General features: G+C 55.5%; 14 protein-coding genes. 12 read left to right on the plus strand and 2 right to left on the minus strand.

The genetic code is table 11. The features are described 5' to 3' along the window. The first annotated feature begins 217 nt into the window (after positions 1–217). The 8 genes from VJ464_27895 (at position 218) to VJ464_27930 (ending at position 10337) form a co-directional block, all read left to right on the plus strand. Positions 218–415 carry a hypothetical protein gene (locus tag VJ464_27895; GenBank protein HKQ08976.1) on the plus strand — a complete coding sequence of 66 codons (198 nt, stop codon included), beginning with the start codon at positions 218–220 and terminating at the stop codon, positions 413–415. Positions 416–1173: 758 nt separating this feature from the next. Further along, the gene (locus VJ464_27900; GenBank protein ID HKQ08977.1) at positions 1174–4500 is read left to right on the plus strand and encodes a CHAT domain-containing protein; all 3327 of its coding nucleotides are present in this window, start codon (positions 1174–1176) and stop codon (positions 4498–4500) included. A 719-nt stretch (positions 4501–5219) separates the two neighbouring features. After that, positions 5220–6203: a hypothetical protein gene (locus VJ464_27905; protein HKQ08978.1), complete on the plus strand. Its 984-nt coding sequence runs from the start codon at positions 5220–5222 to the stop codon at positions 6201–6203. A 117-nt stretch (positions 6204–6320) separates the two neighbouring features. Then, a complete protein-coding gene (locus VJ464_27910; protein HKQ08979.1) occupies positions 6321–7784 on the plus strand; it encodes a hypothetical protein in 1464 nt (487 codons plus the stop codon). A gap of 12 nt (positions 7785–7796) precedes the next feature. Then, positions 7797–8528 carry a hypothetical protein gene (locus VJ464_27915; protein HKQ08980.1) on the plus strand — a complete coding sequence of 244 codons (732 nt, stop codon included), beginning with the start codon at positions 7797–7799 and terminating at the stop codon, positions 8526–8528. A gap of 47 nt (positions 8529–8575) precedes the next feature. Beyond that, on the plus strand, positions 8576–9655 hold the full coding sequence (locus tag VJ464_27920) for a DUF2252 family protein (GenBank protein ID HKQ08981.1): 1080 nt from the start codon (positions 8576–8578) through the stop codon (positions 9653–9655). Positions 9656–9761: 106 nt separating this feature from the next. Further along, positions 9762–9938: a DUF4160 domain-containing protein gene (locus VJ464_27925; GenBank protein HKQ08982.1), complete on the plus strand. Its 177-nt coding sequence runs from the start codon at positions 9762–9764 to the stop codon at positions 9936–9938. Positions 9939–10040: 102 nt separating this feature from the next. Beyond that, entirely contained in the window at positions 10041–10337 is a 297-nt protein-coding gene (locus VJ464_27930; GenBank protein ID HKQ08983.1) for a DUF2442 domain-containing protein, read from the plus strand. A 135-nt stretch (positions 10338–10472) separates the two neighbouring features. Here VJ464_27930 and VJ464_27935 read toward each other — a convergent pair whose 3' ends face one another. Then, positions 10473–12629, minus strand: coding sequence for a GMC oxidoreductase (locus VJ464_27935; GenBank protein ID HKQ08984.1), 2157 nt, complete (start codon positions 12627–12629; stop codon positions 10473–10475). Positions 12630–13194: 565 nt separating this feature from the next. Here VJ464_27935 and VJ464_27940 point away from each other — a divergent pair. The 4 genes from VJ464_27940 (at position 13195) to VJ464_27955 (ending at position 22663) form a co-directional block, all read left to right on the plus strand. Further along, positions 13195–17130 (plus strand): hypothetical protein, encoded by a 3936-nt coding sequence (locus VJ464_27940; protein ID HKQ08985.1) that lies wholly within the window; start codon positions 13195–13197, stop codon positions 17128–17130. Positions 17131–17152: 22 nt separating this feature from the next. Beyond that, positions 17153–17332, plus strand: a complete 180-nt coding sequence (locus tag VJ464_27945; GenBank protein ID HKQ08986.1) for a hypothetical protein — start codon at positions 17153–17155, stop codon at positions 17330–17332. Then, a complete protein-coding gene (locus VJ464_27950) occupies positions 17329–20667 on the plus strand; it encodes a LamG domain-containing protein (GenBank protein ID HKQ08987.1) in 3339 nt (1112 codons plus the stop codon). The genes VJ464_27945 and VJ464_27950 overlap by 4 nt, the downstream gene beginning before the upstream one ends. A gap of 73 nt (positions 20668–20740) precedes the next feature. Further along, the gene (locus VJ464_27955; GenBank protein HKQ08988.1) at positions 20741–22663 is read left to right on the plus strand and encodes a hypothetical protein; all 1923 of its coding nucleotides are present in this window, start codon (positions 20741–20743) and stop codon (positions 22661–22663) included. Positions 22664–22739: 76 nt separating this feature from the next. Here VJ464_27955 and VJ464_27960 read toward each other — a convergent pair whose 3' ends face one another. Then, a complete protein-coding gene (locus VJ464_27960; GenBank protein ID HKQ08989.1) occupies positions 22740–23102 on the minus strand; it encodes a hypothetical protein in 363 nt (120 codons plus the stop codon). Between the last annotated feature and the right edge of the window lie 47 nt (positions 23103–23149).

A 23149-nucleotide genomic window follows, 5' to 3' on the forward strand; every position in this document is an offset into this window, starting at 1 on the left:
CTTTCCTGCTATCTAATCCCATATACTGAAAACTCACTCGACGTATGAAATTATTTCTTCCGAATCGTCACTTATATGTTGTGTGTAGCTTCGCGCGAGGCGCTCTAGATTAGTCTAATGAGTCACCGCTCGTCTGCCCGCTCTCGGCGTGAGCTGTTGCGAGTTAAAGAGTCAGACTGGGTAGCGGATGACGTAACGAATGAGAGGAGCGAAACAAATGGCAGAACGCAAGACGACAAAAGAATCGACAAGAGATGGCACGCTTCAATCTTTGAGGACCGCCAAGGCCGGCAGCAAGAAGAAGCCCGCCAAAGACCTTGAAAGGAGTGGTTCTCTTCAATCATTGAGGGGGGCGTCTTCCAAGAAGGGAACAGGCACATCAAAAAAAGCTGTCCGCAGTAGTAGGACTCGCTGAAGCGTCCGGGCTCGTGGTTGGAGTATCGACCAGCAATCTGTCTCCCTTTGCGCATCTCGGCTTAGATATGTCTGGGGCTGGCTCTAAGGGGCGATTGATTGATGCGCTAGTCGTGTCTCTGGCCTACCTTACGAAACAAGCAATCCTCTCTGGCAGGGGTAGCGACTACGCGTCGTTAATCCCCGCCTGGGAGATAGGTTCGACGCGGCCCACGGGCTCCCCTGTCAGAGAGGATTGCTTGCACAATCACTCGCCCTTCAGGTTGCATTCACACCTGACGATCAATGCCAGGACCAGACTGGCGGGTACACCCTTCACCCCGGGTTTACCATCGAAAGTAAAATCTCATCATTAGAAACAGGTATCTGTAATATCCACCCCGCCAATCAGGTTGAACTGTCTGAAGTTTTCGTGGTAAATAACACCCGCACCGTCAGGTTGTCAGAGAACTTAGGGCAGTGGATGTTCCTGTATTGATTGTTTGTTCGACGTACCGCTAAGTATTGACACTGTATCCTCTTGTTAGCTGACGATGAATAAAAGACTGACATAAGGCGATACCAATGTTCCAACCAGGGAATTGTCGATTCTCGTTGACCAACTTTCCCCGGCATACCGTATACAGGTTGATCTTGCTGATAGTTCTGCTAGCAAACGTGTGCCCCCGCTCGTTTGCGCATCGCTACAACCGGGAAGCGGGAACGAGCCTTGGGACGGCGCTTAAGCCCGTAACCACTAATCAAGAGCCCATTCACTTATTGCCAGGAAAAACGATTAGGCAGGAGGTCGGCGCAGGTAAACGCACATCTTTCCAGATCATACTCTCTGCTGCCCAATTTGTGCGTGTGATCTTTGAAGGGGAGTGGGCTGTCTTCTCGGTGAGCCTGTCGGCTCCATCACATCACAGGATCTATGAGTTCAATACTCGCCGATTCAGACCGACTCCCCTTACATTCATTACAGACTTCTCAGGCACATATACCCTAGACATTGAATCACGCGAAGAAGAAGGAGAAGCGGCACATTGTCAACTGACGATTGAGTCGGTGCGAAGGCCGGCCGCGGGGGATGGTTATCTGATCGCCGCTGAGCGAGCAACCGCAGAGGCTGAAAGGCTGCGGGAAGAATGGCAACTTAAATCGCTGACGCAGTGCATCGCGAAGTATAAGCAGGCACAGACTTACTGGCGCCGGCTCGATAATCGAGCCGAGGAAGCCAGTGCGCTCAAAAGCATCGGCGATGTCTACGCGACACTCGGCCAAAATCCGGCTGCCCTGACCTCCTTTAATCTGGCACTTCCATTGAGTAAGGTCGCCGGTGATCGGCAGCTGGAGATTGATATTCTCAATGCATTGTCGGAAGTCCAGGCTGATCTAGGAAACTGGCAAGCCGCACTGGATAACGCTAGACAGGCACTCACCCTCAGCAACGAAGTCGGCTTCATTCGGGGGAAAGCCCGAGCCTTAAATGCTATTGGCCTGGTCTATCACCTGTTGAGCGATTTTCAGCAGGCGCTCAACACTTTCGATCAGGCCATGAACCTCTGGCGAATATCCCAAGACCGCCGCGGTCAAGCGCAAACGCTAACGAACATCGCCTATTCATATGGTGATCCCGGCGACCTGCAAAAATCCCTCTCATTGTTCAATGAGGCATTGCTCCTTTGGCGCAAATCAAAAGACCTGCGGGGGGAAGCTCAGACGCTGACGACAATTGCTTTGCTAAATAGCTCGCTTGGTGAAATGCAGAAGGCATTTGATACCCATACGCAGGCGATTCGTCTCTTCCGAATGATGGGGGATCTCGCGGGCGAGGCCGTTACCCTCAATGGGATGGCATATATTTATGAAACCCTGGGAGATCGCCAGAGGGCAGTAGAGCTTTTCGGCAGGGCCTTGAAACTCTTTCAAGTGGCTGGCAGGCGCTCTAGCGAAGCGATTACCTTAGGCTTGATTGGTGAAGTCTATTATTCACTCGGAGATAATCAAAAGGCCCTTGAGTATCACACGAAGAAGCTCAATGCAACTCGCTCTCTCGGTGATCAGAGAGCAGAGGCTTACACACTGAGAGACATGGGGATTGTCTTTGACTCGCTCGGGAACAAAGACAAGGCGCTCGATTACTTGAGCCGTGCGCTCTCACTGAGCAAGGCGGTTTCTGACCTGCGTGCACAAGCCTCAACGCTTAATGGTCTCGGATCCATTAGTGAGAGGTCTGGACAAAGGGAGAAGGCGCTCGTGTTTTATCAGCAAGCCCTCCACCTCAGCCGGGCCTCAGAAGATCGCGCACAAGAGGCACAAACACTTCACAACATCGCTCGGGCTTACCGCGATCTTGGCAACCTTGCAGAGGCATATGAGCAGGCCAAGGCCCTGTTAGATATAGTTGAAACGCAACGCGTCAAAGTCGCCAGCCGGGAACTACAGGCATCCTACTTTGCCTCCGCGCATCAGCACTACGAGCTATATATCGGAATCTTAATGCGTATGCACCGGCAGAATCCTGGCTCAGGCTATGACACTGTAGCCTTCGGAGCGAGTGAAAGGTCTCGCGGGCGAGTCTTGCTTGATCTATTGAACGAGGCCCAGGCAGACATTCGACAGGGTGTCGATCCGGTGCTGTTGCTGCACGAGCGCGAGCTCCAACAATTGCTCAATACCAAAGCAGAGCGACAGATGCGCCTGCTCAGTCGCTCGCATACAGAGGAGGAGGCAACAGCAATTAAAAAAGAGCTTGTAGACATTACAAGTCGGTATGAAGATGTACTAGCTCAGATCAGGGCGACCAGTCCGAAATATGCCAATCTAACGCAACCCCATACGATGACCCTTTCCGAGATCCAACAAATACTAGATGCAGATACCATGGTTCTGGAATATTCGCTCGGGGAAGAACAGAGCTACCTTTGGGCTGTGACATCGAAATGGGCTAAGGTGTTTGAGCTGCCCCCTCGTAAGAAAATAGAGGCCGCAGCAATTCGACTGTACAGATCCTTAACCGGAGACGCCCAAAGCCAAAGTAGCAAGTTTCCACAGCAACGAAGTAGGGCCTTAGAAAACGAAGCTTCTCAATACGGTGAGGCGGCAACGGACCTCACAAGCATGTTACTCGATCCTGTCGCGCCTTACCTTGCAGCCAAGCGATTAGTTATCGTAGCGGATGGGGCACTACAATACGTGCCCTTTGCTGCGCTTTGCGATCCTAACAACCCCAAAGAAACCAGGCAAGAACAGCCTCTTGTGGTGAATCACGAAATCGTCAACCTGCCATCAGTCTCAATACTTTCAGCTCTGAGGTCAGAGACCAATGGACGCAGCCCTGCGCCGAAAGCGCTTGCAGTCTTCGCAGACCCGATATTTGAGCGTAACGACCCACGGGTCATAATGAACGAAGGCCGTCGAAGGAATAATGTTAATAACAAGCCTGGCCACATTGAAGTGAGCCGAGGCCAGTACCAACCGAGGTCTGATGAACTACTAGATGAGGCTAAAGAAAGACTGCGGTTTGAGCGATTACCTTTTGCGGCAAGTGAAGCAATGACCATTGCCAGTCTTATACCTGAGCAACAGCGTAAGCTAGCTCTCGGTTTTGATGCAACCCTCTTTGCAGCAAAGAGCCCGGACCTACAGCAATATCGTATATTGCATTTTGCGACTCATGGACTGATCTATGGAGAGCACCCGCACCTGTATGGCGTCGTGCTCTCTCTGGTGGATAAGCAGGGAAATCCACAGGATGGGTTTCTTCGGCTTAACGAGATTTACAATCTAAAGCTCACCGCCGACTTAGTTGTCTTAAGCGCGTGCCAGACTGCCTTGGGAAAGGACATTCAAGGAGAGGGGATCGTGGGGCTGGCGCGCGGGTTTATGTATGCCGGGGTTGCGCGCGTAGTCGCCAGCTTGTGGAAGGTAGACGACAGAGCCTCGGCGGAGTTAATGAAGTATTTTTATGAAGAGCTGTTTGGTCGGAACCAATTACGCCCCGTCGCGGCTTTGCGAGCCGCCCAGGTGCGGATGTTGCAGCAACCGCGCTGGAAGTCTCCTTACTACTGGGCTGCCTTCATACTCCAAGGTGAATGGAAGTAGTAGGCTGAATCATCCGAAAGATGACCTCTAGAGATGATCGATAAGAACTCTCAAGCCTTTGAAGCCTTACTGCTCCGTCTCGAGCCAAGCCTTCCTGACCCAGAAAAGAGGTATAAACAGTTGCGCTCAAAAATGGTAAAGTTCTTCGGGTGGAAACGTTGTGAGGAACCGGAGTCCCTTGCTGACGAAACCATCGGAAGGACGGCCAGGAATCTTGGTGCGGGAGAAGCGATTCACGCGGATAATCCTTACTCCTACATCTATGCGATTGCCAGGAATGTATTCAGGGAATATCTTCGAGATAAGAAGAAGCGAGAGATGATTAGCAATAATTTACCTGATCACACTCAAACATATTGTGAGGATTCGCAAGATTGTAGGAAGGAATGTTTGCACGGGTTGTCCCGGGATAAACGCAGTTTACTTCAGCATTATTATGCAGGCGAAGAAACCAGAGATAGATTAGCTCAGTCCCTAAACATGAGTCTCAATGCCCTGAGATTACAAATACATCGGCTCAAACAGGAATTAAGGGCATGTGAGGAGCAATGTCTTCAGAATTACAAAAGGAGGTAGAAATTTATCCTTCTATTTTTTCACTTATATGTAAAGGGCAAGATGGTGAGCGATCAGACTACCCTGGCCTGGGGTCGTAATCTGTTCCTGCTGCATTCGGAAGGGTTGTTGGCGATTTTAATACTGTATTAAGGGTTACTACCGTGAAGCAGAAGACGCTGCAAGAAGACTTGATGATCCGCTATCTGCTGGGGGATTTGACGGAAGAGGAGCAAGCCCAAATTGAGGGGCGGTTCCTGGCTGATAATCAGTATTTTGAACAACTGTGCTCGGTTGAAGATGCTTTGATTGATGAGTATGCACAAGGCACCCTGGCCGAACATGAGCGTGAAAAGATCGAAAGTCTATTATTATCCTCTAAGCGCCAAGCTCACGAGATTGAATTTGTCCGCGACATGATCAAGTTCGTTTCCGAGCATCCTATTGACGAGCCAGGCAAGCAAGGTTCGGCCCATTTCAAGCCTGCCAGTAAAGTGCGCTCTTTGATGACCTTTCTGCACCTGAGAAGTAGGCGTCTCTCTTTCGCCGGAATGATATTCTTGATTGGAATAGTTGTATCTTTAGTCTTATGGAATTTTTCACTTCAAAAGAGAATCAGACACATGGGCTCTCTGCAAGCGGTGCTAGAACAAAACCAAGAGGAATTACGGCAGCAAGTTATTGTAGAAAAAGACAGCCGTGAGGCAATGATTAAAGAGTTGGAAAGCGAACGCCGTGAGCGAGAGCAACTTAAAGAAAAAGTCATCACCTTGCAGGAATCTGGACCATTGATCTCAAGGAATAATACTACCATTCTTGATGTCCAAGCTGCCGCCTTCACCAGAGGTCAAGGGCAGTTGAGGGTGGTACATATCAACCCGAACGTTTCTCGATTCCAAATCAGAATACATACGGATAAACCGGGCGGTTACCAGACCTACACCGCATTGATCAAAACATTTGAAGGGACCCAAGTCTGGAGTAAGGATCAAATCAGACCGAATCAAATAAATTCAAGGACATTGGTTCTAACCCTCCCAGCCGCAATTCTAAACAACGACGATTACATACTTACACTGGAAGGAAGAACTGAAGCTGGTACAACAGTAGGAATTGGAGATTATCCTTTCCGAGTCAAGAGATGGTAATGTGCGGCGGCCTTCGACATAAGGAATAAATGGTTTTTGAGTGAAATCCCATTGTAATAGCCGTTACGGTCTGAGAGTCATCGCGCCGCCTAACCTTCCTTTCCGGCCTAGTTCGAAATGGACATTGTTCTCTATCCACGCGTCGCGCCGGGTGATCGGGTCAGAGTCTGGGTCGGCGTCTTTCAGGCGATGAGCGCGCCGGCCCTCGCCTGGTTTATTAATGATTCGCCGGCTGCCCCCGTCGCTTTACGGGAGTTGGCCAGCGTCCGCCCGGATGACATGCTGCCCGCGGGCGCCGACCCGCGGAATACCCCCAGAGCCTTCACCGGCGTTTATGAATTCTCCGGGCTTACGCCTGATACCTTCTACAGGGTCTCCGTCCAGGCAGACGGCGACGGCAGAACATTGGAAGTTCGGACGCTGCCGGCGGCGGTCACGCCGCAACTCGACCGGACGTTTAACGTGCTGCTGACCTCCTGCTTTCATCAGGCGGAAGACCGTGGCGGCCTGGCCAGTCAAATCGTTTCGCAACTGCCGGCCACCTCCAGGCCACACATGACGCTGCTCGCCGGCGATCAGGTCTACCTTGACCTGCCGACTTTGAGAGACTTCCCGGATGACACCGCCTGGCTTGCAGAGAAGTTCGAAGAAGACTACACAGCCAACTGGCGCGGGCCGCTCGGCTACACCGGTGTCCTGGCGGCGGCGCCGAGCCTGTCTATCCCCGACGATCATGAGTACTGGAACAACTACCCGCACGTCAGCCCCATCGTTCAGAACAGCTTCCATCAGGCGGGTCGCGAGCGCTGGCGCGCGGCGGCACGACGGGTCTATGAAGGATTCCAGCTGGCTTACCCGGCGAAACTCGGCGAGCCGATTGTCGTCGAAGTCGCGCCCCTGTCTTTCTTCCTGGCCGACACGCGCAGCAATAAAGATTTCGACCGCCAGTTCACCATGACGGATGAGGCGCACCAGCAACTCGACGACTGGGTGTCGCAGGTGATCGCCAAACAGCAGTTCGGAGTATTCCTGTCCGGACAATCTCTTTTCCGCCAGGCTGCCGGGATGCTGACCGGCACCGTCGTCGATTATGAGCTGCCGAACTATGGGGACTATGGGCGCATCATGACGAGCTTGCAACGGCTCGCCGATGCCGGACGTCCGGCGCTCTGCCTGACGGGCGACGTTCACTGGGGCCGTGTGGTGACCGCCACCGATATTCAAACAGGCAGGACCGCCTTCGCCGAGGTCATCTCTTCGCCGGCGTCACTGGTAACCGACATCGGGCAGGATACGTTGAAGAAAGCGGGGGCGTTCATCGGCGGCATCTTCGGCTCGAAAACTCCATGGCCGCGGCACGCCGACCCGCAGGACCCGCCAGAATTTCTGGCCTCGGATGCTTTGCAGGGGCGGTTCCTTTGCTCGAAACTTCATGGCCAGCGCGGCAATCATGTCGTCCTGTTAATGTTTCGCCAACAGGGCGGCGGCCTGGAGTTGCGCGTCAAGTACTGGCCCCTGAGTCTGAATAGTCAGATCGGCGCGCCCATCGAAGTGAGCCCGATCAACTTGCTCAGCGCCTAAGAGGGATACACTATGATTAACATCATCAGCTCTAATGCGACTTCGGCCAGCGACGCCTTGAAAAAGGTAGACAGGAGTGATGGCGAGGACAATCTCGAATGGCTCGCGCGGAACATGCCTGCCGGCGGTGAGCAGACGACGCTCGTCCTGGTCGGCGGCACGAGTCCGACCGCTTTCCGCCTGCGGGTCGCGCAGTCACACGTTCGCCATGACTTAGTGCCGAGCTATTGGTCGCATGTGATGCTGCTCGGCAAAGCAGCCAAGAACATGGCGTCGACAACGGTGACGGAAATCTCATTAGAGCCGCCGCAGGGATTCGCTTACCCGCCGCCTACTAACGGCCTGCAAAAAGGCAAGCTCGGCCATTACCGGGACGCGGCGCAATTCCCGAACATCGCCATCCTCAACGTCCCGCGTCCGCAGCGGGCCGTGGCCGAAGCGCTCGAGCGCTTCCAGAAGCAGCGGGGGGTCCTGGACGCCGTCGGTCTGATCGTCCGCTGGCTTGAGTACGTGTGGGGTGTGGCCCGCAGCAGCAACCCTCTCTTGGACGGCATCGGCATCCCTGCGGCGGCGATGCTTGAGGTGGCGGTCGGGGCCACGGGCTACGATCTGACGCCGGGGCTCGAGAGCCGTTCGAGCTGCCCGGAAGCCATCTGGCAGGCGGCAAAATGGTGGCATGAGTATTATAAGGATCAAAATCGCTCGCCGCTCACGGGAGCCTACCACGTCGGACATTCACTGTAATACGGCCCGGGCGATTTCAGTTCGCCGCATGAGTCCTACAGAAGCTTATGAATATTAAAGAGGCCACTCAGAGTTATGAAACCTGGGCTGCGCAATACGCCGCCCTCATCCGAGAGGACCTGGATTACAAGCATCAGCAGATGTGCGCCTCGCCTTTCGCCTTTCTCCGGGCGACGTTTTACCGCTGGGCGCAGGCGCTTCCTGAGGCAGGCCCGGAGCTGATGGCGGCGCCCGAGGTGCTGGCCGTTGGGGATCTGCACATCGAGAACTTCGGCACCTGGCGTGACGCCGAGGGACGGCTGATCTGGGGCGTGAACGACTTTGATGAGGCGTCGGCCCTGCCTTACACGAATGACCTGCTGCGGCTGGCTGTCAGCGCGAGTCTCGCCATCAGCGCCAGTAACCTGGACATCGATCACAAGGATGCTTGCGCGGCGATTCTCGAAGGCTACCGCGAGGGCTTAGACAAAGGCGGCAGACCCTTCGTGCTGGCGGAGCGACACAAGGCGCTGCGGGAACTGGCGTTTGGTCAACAGCGCGATCCTGCCCAGTACTGGCAGAAGCTTGAGGGCCTGCCGGCAGTCAGCGAATCGCCCCCTGCCGCTGTTGAAGAGGCCATACGGGCGACCTTGCCCGAAGCGGGATTAGCCTATCGGGTCGTCCGGCGTGTCGCCGGGCTCGGCAGCCTCGGCAGGCCGCGGTACGTCGCCCTCGCAGATTGGCGCGGCGGCTGTGTGGCTCGCGAAGTGAAAGCTCTGATCCCGTCGGCGGCGGCCTGGGGCCAGGTAGGAAGCTATCGAAGCGAGGTCCTCTATCAAACGATTCTCGACGCGGCGGTGCGCTGCCCGGACCCGACAGCACAGGTAAGAGAAAGCTGGTTAGTGCGCCGGCTTGCTCCTGATTGCATTAAGATTGAACTGAGTGACCTGGCCAAGTCGCGAGACATGTGGCGACTGCTCGAAGTGATGGGGAAAGAGACCGCCAACATTCACATGGGTACGGAGGGGGCCGGCTCGCTGATTAACCAGGATTTGCGCGCCCGTCCCGAGAACTGGCTACATAAAGCCGCAAAGAAGTTGGCTGAGATCACGAACCAAGATTGGGAAGAGTGGAGAAAGGTCAGCTAAGGTTAATGGAAGGTTAGACGTGCCTAATGTCATCGGCTTGGTGGCAACCTGAATATCAATGATCGCCTCTTTGCTCCAGCCTGAGGTTAAAGAGTAGAATTGCCTCATGCCAGAACTGAGCCGTTTCTATGGAATAATCATTCGCATGTACTGGGAAGCTAAGGCGCCGCATCACCGTTCCCATTTTCACGCTTACTACCAAGATGAGGTCGCGGTTTTCAGCATTGATCCAGTCGAATTAATGGCTGGTTCACTACCGAGGCGACAACAGCGGCTCGTTTAGGCTTGGGCTGAACTACACCAACAAGAGTTATTAAACGACTGGGAGCTGTTGCAAACTGGACAAACGCCACAGCCGATAGACCCGTTGAGCTAAGGAGCGACCATGAATCATCCAATCTATCGCGTCGAGTCATTTGAGGTGGTCGGGGCTTATACCCTAAAAGTAAGATTCGATGACAACACGGAACAAACTATAGACTTTCAGCCGGTGCTGGCGGGTCAGTTATATGGACCATTGCAGGAACTTACTCTGTTCACTCAGGTTAAGCTCGATCCCGAAGTGAAGACGCTGGTATGGCCGAATGGGGCAGACTTTGATCCCGCAACATTGCATGATTGGCCTGAGCAAATCGAAGCCCTGAAAGAATCCGCTCAACATTGGGAATTAACCGGTGCATAAAGTATCCGAAGCCCGTCTAACAAGGCGTTGCAGCGGAGGCCGTGAAGCGCAGTTCTTGTAGTTGCTTTTACTGCCGTTCACGGCCCCGCTGAACGCAGGCGTTAGGCCGCCTCAAACCGCGCACGGACGCTGAAGTCACAACTCCTGAATAATGTTATCGGCGATCCTGAGCGCCAGCGTGGCGATTGTCAGCGAAGGGTTAACGCCGAGCGCCGTCGGAATCACTGAAGCGTCGGCGACATACAGCTTCTCATAAAACGGGCGGGCTCCCGTTTTTGAGGTGTCGAAGACGCGGCCAAATTCGTCCACCGTGCCTTGAGAAGCGTCTTTGCCCATCACGCAGCCGCCCAGCGGGTGACTGACCGCGATTGAGGTGGCGTCAAAGGCCCCCGCTGTGTTCGTCAGAAACGGGTTGATGAACTCGCTCGTCGGGTCAGCCGGGTCCCTGATGACCTGGGCCAGGCGGGCCAGCGATTTGCGAATCTCGCCGTAGATCGGGTCATCGTAAAACTTCTTGCCATCGGCGCGCGACAGGCGTAATGAAGATTCGCCGGACTTGCCGAGGCGGAACTGCCCGACCGCCGCCTCGCGCCCCATGCCGACGACACACATCATGTTGGCAGCGATCTCTTCTTCTGAGCGGAAGATGTCGTCGCGCTCGCGGTAGTTGGTGAAGAACGCCCGGACGGATTGCCGCAGGCGCTTCCACAAGTACCTGAGGATGGCGTGCAGGACGAACAGCCGGCCCTGGTTGCCTTTGCCTAACGAGCGGATCAGCGGCACGCCCTGGCCGAGCAGCGAGGCGAGCGCCGGCGGGATGCCCTGGTCTTCGAGGGTGTGGAAGGCGGCGGGGTTGCCGCCGGTCGCCGGGTCGGTCGTATTAAAGTGGCCGTAAGAGGTGGTGACCGGGCCGCGGATCAGGCTGACGCGCTCTTGCGTCTTTTCGAGAAAGGCGATGTAGTCGCCGTTGGTCGAGAAGCCGAACCCGACTTTATCGCTCAGGTTGGGCAGCGTGCCGCGCTGCTTCGACCGCAGCATGATCTCGGTGGTGCCGACGCACCCGGCGGCGACGATGACGATGTCGGCGGTGACGGTCTTGCGCGTGATGTTGGAAAGATCGCCCTCCTTGCGTTGATCGTATTGGATTTCATAGCCGCCGGCCGGCAGCGCGCGGATCACGTCGACCTCGGATAAAGGCTCAAGGCTCATGTTCGAGAATTCGCGCGGCTTGTCTTTCAGCGGGTTGTCAGGCTCCGCCGGATCGAAGTTGCCGAGGATGGCGCGCATCAGTTGCTTATTGAGCGTGTGGCGCGCGCCGGGCAGGCAGCCGACGTTGCAGCGGCCCTGCCGCTCGCAGTAGTTGCGCGGCGGGCTAGCGGGCGGGTTGGGCGGATAGTTGGCCGGGAACTCGTTGGCGCCGACGGGCGTGTTTTCCGGCGTAAGGTCGCCGATTGCCAGGTCAACGGCGCCGAAATCTTTCGTGAGCTGGCTGACCGCCGTCTGGAAGACGCGGGCGCGGTCGAGCCAGTAGCGATTGGTTGAACCCGGCGGCAGTGGCTTGCCCGGCAGCATGCCCGGATCAAGATGAATCTGTTTGATCCCGCGGCTGTTGTTGGGGTCGGGCTTCACATCCCAGTGCGGGTCGAGGCGGGCCGTGCGCGCGACGATGTTGTTGAGGCCCGGATTCACAACTAAATCGGGAAGGTTGACGCCCTTGAACGGGATCTTGCCATCGGCGCGCGCCTTCAAGGCCGAACTGATGCCATAGCCGATGGCGTGGCGGGCCAGTTCGTAGTAATCGCTGCGCTGTTGTGGCGTCCAGGTCGTCGGCCAGCGTAGATCGTCGAAAATCAAGTCAGGCGGCCTAATGGTGATATTGGAGTAAACCAGCGAACCGCCGCCGACGCCGTTGGCGCGGACGATGCTGACGCCGTCATTCTGGCCGCCGAACAGGCCGAGCAGGCCGGGCTTTCCCAGGCGCACGACGTCGAAGAGGCCGTCCTCGTTCTTCTTGCGCCGGAAGCAGCGCGTGAAGAGGTCAATGAAGCCACGGAAGTGGTTGAGCGACGACCAGAACTGCACGGGCTGCCCTTTGCGGGCAAGGAAATCGCGGGTCTTGACCTCTTTGTCCTGCACGGTGCTGACGGGCGTCGTCCACCATGTGCCGCGTTCGATCATCAGCACGGTCTCACCCTGATTGCGGTCCAGAAATTTTTTCGCCAAAGGGATGGCCGTCATGCTGCCGCCGAAGCCAGTCCCAATAACTACTGCCGTGTAATGTTGATCGGCCATACTTTGATCCTCCTCGAAGGGCAGGGAAGCGGAATTGGATGAATCGGGCGTACAACCGGACCCACTTGATGGCCGCCATCCTAATCAACAAAGCGCGCGTAGTCAACCTCACATAAATTTGTTTCTCTTAATCATCAGGCCCTGAGAGCGCCAGCTTCAGAAGTCAAGGTAAGGAGAAGCGCAGTGGCAGACGAGTCCGTGACGGCGGTGAGCGCAAGCGACCGCCCTGCCGGCGGTGATCTGCGGGGTGATCGGCCCGGCGCGCCTCCTACTCGCGATCCGCTGGGTTCTCGATGGGTTCTCCGCCTCGCACGTCATGCCTGAACGGAGGTCCCGCAGGGGGCCTGGAAGACCTGTTCGCCGCAGACTGTGGCCGCTTGAAATGGTTTTCGCAACTGTGATAATTTTCTCAGCGCCTGGTAGCTCACGTCGCTTACATATCCTTATTCATATACGATTTGCGGTTAGGGGTTGATTCAGTCGGAATACGCGCTCTGGTAAATCGTTCGTAAGCTCATGGGCGGAAAAGGAGACCCATCGTCGGTCAGAAACAGCGAGCTCCTCTATGAGCAATATCTTAATGGTTCCCATCCACGTGGACGCGCTGTTTCTCAGCCTGGACCAGCCGGTCGTCGAAGCGATGGCGGATTTCTCCCGGCTACCTTATTCAGATGGAACGCGCGAGTGGAATCCTGACATTGCCTATATCAGTGAAGACATCGTCTCCAAGCCCTTTCAAAATGATAACCTGCTCTTGAAAGCGGGCCTCCATCTGCATTGGGCCTTGCCCGACGCGTTGACGAAAGGCGCTCAAACAGCAGATGGGACAAGCTTTCCGGCGGTGCCGAATCGCTGGCTGGTTATGCGCAGTAACCTGGACGAGAGCGGTCAACGGACGGTAGACAAACAATGGATCGTCGAGAGCGACTATCTTTATCCTGAAAGTGCTGGGGATGAAACGGCTGGCGTCAGCATCGGTAACCTGACCAACCTGACAAACGGCGCACCCCCCAGGCCCTTTCGCTACCTGGGCCGAAAGATGTCTTTAACGGCGTGGCCGGCGGGGAGCGCGCAAGCCGACTTTGTCCTGACCGCCGTCGGGTATGGAGAACCTGCCTTCGCGGCTTTTTATCCGAATTGCCACAGCGTCTTCGGTCTATACGACGATGCGTACTCGGACGCCCTCCCTCCGGGTCTGCAATATGATGTCGTCGGCTGGTACGCCGATGAGGGCCGGGATTATCTCGAAACATTTATCCGTGAGGTGACTGGCGATTATCAAGAGCAGGGTCAAGCGCCGCCTGGCGACGACGACTTACAAACCGCCCTGGAAGAGCAAGCCCAATGGACGTATGAGACCAGTGGTAACCAGACGTTCCCGGCTCGCATGCTCTGCTACACGCGATTGACCTTCAACCCGAACCCTGAATCCATCGACAATCCTGATAAAGCAGACCCCAATACCCGCATCACGGTGGCAAACACCGGCACAGAAGCCCTCTCGGCTTACCTGGCCGATAGGATTGTTCGCAGCCAGATGCCCGATCCCTCAACCGTAGGAATCGACAGGGAGAAAAAGTCGGAGGTCGAAGATCAACTGGAAGCCGTTCAATTTTCAGATTGGCTCGACACGCATCAGTTAGACATCGGCGCAAAATTTGTAGAGGCCCGTCACGAGAAAGGCTTTACCGCCACGGGCGACGACACCCTCTGGACAGTCACACAGGAATCTCAGGACACCGAAGCCGATGCGGCGCGGGGCGACGCGCAGGCGCAGATCACCTTGCCCCAAGACATGGCGCATCAGCTCAACACGCTCAACCAGCGCCAAAAGACGTATGACCGCGCCCGGCAAGAGATCGAGTCTCTGCGCCAGCAGCTGTTTGCCGATTGGTACAAGTATATGCTCTGCGCTTACCCGCCCGAAGACTCGCAGGACGATTATCCGGATATAGATGAAGTGAAGCATTTCATCGAAGTCAAAAGCATTGCTCCCTTGCAGAGCAAGCTGGCTGCCACAGGGGCGCTCTCCTTAGCGACCGAGAACGGACAAATCATTGCCTCCATCGCTGACTCTTCCGGCGATTCTTTAGCGGCTCAGCTCAAGCAGGCCATAGACGCGCTACAGCAAGCCGTCACGGCCCACAACGGCATTCCCGAGGTGCAGGCGGCCCACATGACCTACAAGCTCAAGCCGGTAGCGGGTGCGCGGTACTGGCAGCCGAACGAGCCGGTGGTGCTCTTGACGGGGCAGGCCGTGAAGCCCACTCCCAGATATGGCAGGGATGGCTCTCCGCAAGATGACGGCTTGCTGGAGTGTGCGCTCTTAGTTGGACAAGAGATAGAGGACTTGCTGCCATATCACGGCGAGCGGGTCGCGGCCGCCATGGATAGCCTCGCAGCCGCCGCGAATGAGGAGAAGGTCGGCTTCAAGCTCTGGACGCAACAGCCCTGGAATCCCTTCTTGCTGGAATGGGAGGCGGAGCTATTGCCCACCGAAATCGGCAACAATCTCGACCCTGAGACGGGAAGCTACGCGCATAGCTTCATCAAAGACAATTTCACTCTGGCGGTCAATGACGTTGACCTCTCGGTCACGCCGGGAAAGGGGGCCGTGGCGAAGGCCGCTAACGTCTACACCGGATCAAGCCTTCTGACCGCCCATGCCAGCGAGTTGTTGACCGAAGACCTGGGAAATTATCTGCAACAACAACTGCTCGGCGAATACTACGAGCAGCAGCAGGTCCCGCCCGCCGAGCAGACCGAGAATTACTTCAATGAGAACACGGCGACGATTCTTGATTGGTATAAACAGACCCATTGCAGCCAGGACTCCGACACCTCTACCTGTCACCTGATACAGGCCTATGAGATGCTCACCGACCCGAGCTTCTACAGCCTGTCGCAATCGCTCGGCGGCTTTAACGAAGCCTTACTGATGCACAAGCAGACGCTGCAATTGGCCATCGCGGATCCCCTGGGATTTGACGACTATCAAGCCTTCGCCGCCAGCGTGAGCGATGCCGTTGCGGGCAGCATCAAAAGCGCGCCGGAGCCGCTCAATGACTTCAACCCGATTCGCTCGGGGGCGTTGAAGCTGACGCGCCTGCGACTGGTGGATTCCTTCGGGCAGATCAAAGAGCTGGATTGCACGAGCGTCATCACCACGGAGAAGATGACGCTGCCGCAGAATCCTTATCTGATGATTTTGCCGCCGCGCCTGGCGCAGCCGGCTCGCCTCAACTTGCGCTGGCTCTCTGCGGCTCAAGATGAGCAGGAGATGAACGACCATCCGGCCACGACGCCGATCTGCGGATGGGTTTTGCCCAATAATCTGGACAGCAGTCTAATGATTTATGATGGCGACGGAAAAGCGCTCGGGTCAATCAATCGTAACGCCCAATGGGAGCCCACGCCCGCCAGCCCCTCTCCGGCGCAGCCCTCCGACATCAGCAATTCTCACCTGAACAAAATGGTGATGACCCTCATTCGCCTGGGCGCTGCCTTCCTGGGCCATTTCATCTCGGCGATAGATAACGCTCTGGAGAAGATCGAGCCGGAAAACTATGCCCAGCATCAAGACCTGGCGCTTTTGATTGGCCGCCCGCTCGCGCTCGTGCGTGCCGCGCTCAATCTCGAATTGCAGGGACTGCCCGCCGTTCATCAAGGGTGGGAAGCTTTTCGTCAAGACCTGCAACGTATCAACAGAGAAACCAGCCACTTCGAGCACGTGGAGTTTCCGATCCGCATCGGCGAATACCAGCAATTCAATGATGGCCTGGTAGGCTATTGGAAGGAGGCCGGCGACGCCTATGAGGACGACCTGTTTTATGCCCCGCAAACGGATCTTAGCGAAGATGAGCTGATCACGACCCATGCCGACGAAACCGGCGAATATGATCCGATGATTATCTACCGGACGCTAAAATCCGAGACGCAGGTCCTTGCCATGCTGGTTGACCCGCGCGGCGAGGCGCACGCCACATGCGGCGTCCTCCCCTGTAAATCGAGCCGCATCCCGCCCGACCAATACACGGATGCGCTGGCCGCTATAGAAGTCACCTTCCTCTCGGCGCCCATCCTGACGCCGAGCGGTGAGATCAGTCTGCCGCTCCCGCCGGAGCCCGGATACCGCTGGTCCTGGTTGCAGAAAGCAGACGGCGACTGGTCGGAAACTTCATCAACCGGCGTGGTCGAGAAGCAGACCTTTTTGAGCGCCTTTACTAACGGGGAAGATGTCTGGAATCGCTTGAAGCAGGAGGACAAGCGGTGGATTGAAGAGATCGATGCGACAAAGGCCAGCGTGACGGCTAAAGATCAGCGACAGAGTGCGGACCTGGGCGAGGATATGAAAGATGAGCTCCCGGCCATCGAGATCATTTTATCCCGCGCCTACATCGGACAAGTCGAATTGCAGGCCACCTTTTCCGGCACCCCGGTGGTGCGAGAGGGCTGGCTCAAATTGAGCGAGGCCGAAGACGCTCCCGCCTCGCCATCCTAAGAATATTTCGGACGCGAAAAAAATGGACAGCTTAACCCTTAACTTAACGCTCGAAGAAATCAACACGGTGCTTGAGGCTCTGGGCCAGATGCCCTATGTCAGGGTCTATCAACTGATCTTGAAGATTCAGCAGCAGAGCGCGCCGCAACTATCCCATGCGAAGCCGCCTGAAGGAACCAGCGGGAAGGAGCAAGAGCAATGAGCGCTTCAGCAGAGAGCCTGATTCTTCATCTGATTTTTGAAGAGGTCAAAAATAACATGGTCGAGGATGCCTCCGACTATGACCATGATTGCACTTTACATGGCACGCGCCCGCCACAACTCATTCCGGATGACAACTTCGGCAGCTGCCTGAGCTTCGATGGCGTGGACGAATACGTGTCTCTTCCAGACCTTCAGGGGGATTACGCCGGCGGTCTCACGATTGAGGCCTGGGTCTTCTACTCCAGCTTTGATCTGCCGTCGAAGATCATCGACCTGGGCAATGGGCCGGGCAGCGACAATATTATTTTGATGGCTGAGGCCATGCCGCCAAATGAAGCGTCATCGCCCAGCCTGAGTCTATCGATTTACCGCGGCAGCGCCCAGCAAACTCTGTCGGCCGACAACGTCCTGCGGCTCAATGAGTGGATGCACCTGGCCGCGACCATTGACCCGCAGGCCAACGCGACGCTCTACATGAATGGGGAGGAGGTCAAGAGCGGATCCTTACAGTTGCCGCAGAAGGTAGACCGCCGGAATAACTATCTGGCGAAAGGCAACTGGCCTACAGACCCCTACTTTCAAGGCAAGCTCGCCAGCATCCGAGTCTATAGCTCGGCGCTTTCCGCCGAAGAGATCAATCTGGATATGCAGGAGGATCAAACGGCGGCAGCTTCTTTCAGAACAACCCACCCGCTTGATTTTAATCTTTTTGACGATGACGACCAGCAGGTGCTCTACATTGCAGATGATTCATCTGCGGGAGAGAACCTGCATCTGGAAATCACCAACAGCTCGCGTCAAAGCATGGAGATGGCGCAACCGAACGGCAACCCGCCGGGTGTCGACAATCATCATTTTGAGCTGCGCTTCCGGCCCGGCACGCTTTCAGCTTCCTCTCTGAACAGCATCCGTCTGGCCGAGAGCGATTGGCAGATGGCGAAAGCGCAGCAGGCCGATGGCACCATCTCGCTCTTTCTTCTGAGTGCCGCGGCAATGACGCTTGCGCCGACGGCCAAGATTAAGCTCACACTTCAGCACGTCAACGCCGATGCGGGTGCGGGTGCGCGCGGCACCAGAGTCGAGCTCAGATACCAGCAGCTTCAATATGCCGGCAGCACGACTTCGGTTAATGGCAGCCGCGTGCAACACCTGAGCATCGTCAACCATAGCGGCAAGAAGAATATTCCGCTCCACGTCGGCTTCGTCGGCTCGAACACGATCTTGAACGACGCGGGCGAGACGGCGAGCGATTTGAAACTGCGAATCACCAATCTTCAGGTAGATCAGAGCCTCACTCTGAATACGATAGAGACTAGCGCGCCGACCCGATTTGTCCTCTCCTTCGACGGGCAGGATGAGGATGAAAGTAAGGAGTGGGCCCTGGGGAGTGATACCGAGTTGGCAAAGGTGGAGATACACTGGGGCTTGCTGGGCACGTTGGCCGAGGCCACCGTAAGCGGGGAGCCTGCGGAGCCGCTCACTCTTTCTATTACCCCTGCCCTTGATCGCGACCTCGCTGCCGGCACTTCCCTGGGCGTGGTTTCGCAGGCGGGAGATTCGGTCGTGGCGGTCGTTGCCAACACCGCCTTCAGGGGACAAAGCGCGATCCGGATACAGCCACTCAGCACGCAGCAAATAAGCATCCTTGAACAAGGCGCGGAGGTCTATCTACGCGATGTGGTTTGGAAAGCCGACGAGCCTTCCCTTCAGGGGATAACGCCGCAGTGGACTTTCACCAATCAGAGCCAGGTGGAGATTGGCCCGAGTGAGGGCATCCAATTGCGGATCACGAATATTCGATCTTCTCTGCCTTCGGGCTACGCCAACCTCTACGTCCGCTATGAAAACATCCCGGGCTATTGGGACGGGCAGTACGTCTGCGCCATTGAAAAAGCGCCAATCCTGTACAGGCAGAATTATGTCGGCATCGGCACGACGAAGCCGGGGTTCCCGTTGACGATTCGAGGTGCTTCAACGTCTGAAGAACTGCTCGGATTCGAGGACACCAATGGCCAGTTAAAATGGCACCTCAACCAAAAGCTCGATGCGGCGCCGCCCGGCCTGAATATCGCCGAATCACGGGTTGCTGATGGGAGACTATTTATTCGGGCGGGCGGCAATGTCGGCATCGGCACGACCAGCCCGCAGGCGAAATTGCATGTTTCTCAAGGCGCGATCATGCCGGAACAAGGCAATTCGGAGCAGGCCGGTCTGTTGTTCCCCAAAGACCCTGGCGGCGGCAGCGGCGATGCGGCCTGGATCCGCTACTATCCCGTCAGCGGCGAAGCCACGACGCTAGAGATCGGCGTTGCCAACAATGCGGACGACAATTTAGCGTTGACGGCTTCCGGCAAGATCGGGTTGACGGCTGCCAATGACATCGCGTTAACGGCGGCGGGCAGCATCGCGTTGACGGCTTCTGGCAGCATCGCGTTGATGGCGGCGGGCAGCGTCGGCATCGGAACGACGACCTCTCCACAGGATTTCAAGCTCGCCGCGAGCGCCGCCAGTCAACATTTACAGTTGCGCCGAGAGACCAATCAGAGAGTCGGTGGGAAGGTCCTGTTTTTGGAGTTATTCCAGGCCGACCAATCACCGGCAGCCGTGCCGGAGGTTTATCCGAGCATACGGTTTCATCACCAGTCTCGTTACTGGCAGCGCATCGAGGCCCGCTCCGACGGCATTCACTTCAAAGGGGGTAACCTGGACTCTGATAGCTACACCCTCATTTATGCCGATCAGGGCGTCTTTGACGGATCGGTGAAGCTCGGCTCGGCCACCTCGGAGAACTACGTCGGGCGTGGGGCCAACTTTCACGTCAACAACGCAAGCTTTAAAACTCATTCGAGCGGCAATTATTCTTGGACTAACACGTCGTCCAACACCATCCGAATTGCCGGCGCTGATGGAGGCGTGCTGGCGACGAAAGATGTAGAAGTGCTTGAGTGGCACACGAGTGCCGTCATCATCAACGGGAGCATCTGGGCCAAGGATAAATACTTCCTTATCCAACACCCCGTCAAGCCCGATCATCAGCTCGCGCACGCCTGCCTGGAAGGCCCGGAAGTCGGCGTCTATTATCGCGGCACGGCGCGGCTCGAAAACGGCGAAGCCACCGTCAAGCTGCCCGCATATTTCGAGGCGCTGACGCGCAAAGAAGGCCGAACCGTGATGCTGACCGCCATCGGCGCGGAGCCTTACCGGTTGAGTTATGAAGAGATCAAAGACGGTCAATTCAAGGTCTACGGGAGCAAGGCTCGCGGCCAGTTCTCGTGGGAGGTGAAGGCCGTCAGAGCGGACGTGAATCCATTAGAAGTGGAGATTAAGCGGTGAGCCTCCCGTCCGCACGCAAACATTCCGAGATTAACGATGAGCGCGCGGATTGGCGCGGTAAAGGAGTTTGATTATGGACTTGACTCTGGAAATTCATCACCTGGATGTGCATGGCGGAGACGCGACCGCCATCTTTGTGATAGATAGAGACAACGACAAAAAGCTCTATAGTGTGCTTCTTGATGCCGGGGCCGAGGGGGGGGGCAGCGCGGCTTTAGACTCTTACCTGCAAAAATATCTCGGCGGTAAAAAATTTGATTTGATTATCGCCACCCATTACCACAAAGATCACTATGATGGTTTTGCCCAGGCAGGAATCGAGTTCGACTACTACATGGATAACGCTGGCTACACAGCGAGCGAAACGCTTGTCAAATATGTCAATGGCGTCGGAAAAGGAGTCAAGGGTTCCAACACCTTCGCAGGTTATACCAGCCTGATTCAGCAGAGCATAGCCAAAAGGGTGGACATCCCATTCGCCCGGTCGGGCTCGAATAACAATAATAACAATAACAACAACAACAACAACAACAACACCGACACCGATAACGACACCGACAACAATAACGACAACAACGACGACAACAATAACAATAATGCTAGCCAGCCTGTGAGCTGGGAACTGGGAGCTAACACCAAAATCTTTCTCAAATGTTACTGCGCCAATGGCGTCCTCGCTAACGGAACAAACGTTCTGCAAAATCAGAAGAAAGAGAAGAGCCGGCCCGCCAGTCCTAACGATCTCTCTTTCGCCTTCGTCCTTGAGTGGGAGGAGGAGGAGGAGAAAGAAGGGGAGGAGAAGGTGGAGAACTTCAGGTATTTTACCGCCGGAGATTTAAGCGGCGATCCGGACAAGACGAGCTACTTCGACATTGAAAGCGAGTTGGTGAAATACCTGACCGGCGAGGGCGGGCCACTGAAGGGGAAAAAGATTACCGCAATGAAGGTCAGCCATCACGGTAGCGAGCACAGCAACCAGACTGCCCTGTTCGATGGGCTCGAGCCGGAGACGATCATCGTCCCCTGCAACATTCCGAAAAAGGTTCCGAGCCCGGTCTTTCTAGAACGCTTGAATACCTACCTCCAGAAAGACAACAACAAGAACCGCATCGCCATCTTTACCAATTCACTATACGTCAACGAGACGGATGACAGGTACAAGCAGCTTAAGATGATGGCTCTCAATGATGAAAACGTGAAGCTCTATACGAACGAGTCCAATGAGAAGGTAGCCTCGAATCTTTTCACCAAAGCCGTCACCATTCGTCGCCACACTAAGGGGCAAATCTATCAGGAAACATTGCCCGATGGTTTGGTCCGGATTAACAAAGGAACCTATGAAATCTTGATCAGGCAACGTACTGACGACGATCAGGAATCCGTACAGAAAACGATGAAATTCAAGACCTATCGAATAGAAACTACTTTTGAGCCTCTGTTGAAAGGTACTGACGTGCTTAAGGCTATTAATGAAGGCTTCAGCCAGTTGGCGGAAAAGATAGTTGGCTGGCTCAAGGAGGACGGAAAAGAAGAAGACCGATCAACCGGAGAGGACTACGTTAGAGAGAACTATTCCGCGTTGATGTCAATCATTGACAAGCACAATAACGCGCAACCCGACTGGAATCAATTGCAGCAAGACCTGCTGGCCAGCATGCAATATATGTTCAACAACTCTTTCGTCTACGACGATACCAAAAAATATTATAGTCCTTTGCCGAGCACCCTTTTAACAAGCGATGAGAGGGAGACCTTCTTTTATCTGATGATGAATAATCGGTACCAAGGCACCTTTAATAAGGCGATAATCAAGTATAACTATCCGAAAAGCGGTTCTTATAAATGGGTAGAGAAATATGCCTGGAACTACAGGGGCGAGCCCGAAGAAGACCTCAAGCAAAATTCCGAAAATCGCAAAGCGGAGTTGGAGTTGGCGAACCGGCAGGATGCAAAAGAGGCTGAGTCCAACAAGGACCCGGATAATAATAACAGTTGATTGTTCGCGCGCGCGCTGGGCCGCCCGTTAAAAGGAGGGTATGCGGATGACCACTGCCTACATCCGGAATAACGCGTTAACCATCGCCGAGCAGACCTATCAGTCGGATGGCTTCGGCAAGCTGCTGGCTATTTTCGCCCTCCAGGAGTTGCAGATTACCTCGGCTGAGGTCGTGCCGGACGACGACGGCAGCCAGAGTTTTACCCTCAACGGTGACATCCAGCTCTTTTCCGAAGAGGTGCCGGGCATACAGCTCTATCTGGACTTCACTGCGGAGCAGGATTTCCAATTTCAACTGACCGCCATTCTGCCCGCGCTCAAGCTCGACACGCTGCGGACCGAGCAGATTCTCTCCGTCAGCAGCCTCAGCGACATTGCGGAGCTTCTCGCCATCGAATTCAACGATGTCAAGATGATCTTCGACTCCGAAGGGGCGCAACTCTATTTCGGCCTCCTAGCTTCCCCCGCTCAACTGAGCCTCTTCGC

This window comes from Blastocatellia bacterium, assembly GCA_035275065.1.
GTDB lineage: Bacteria > Acidobacteriota > Blastocatellia > UBA7656 > UBA7656 > DATENM01.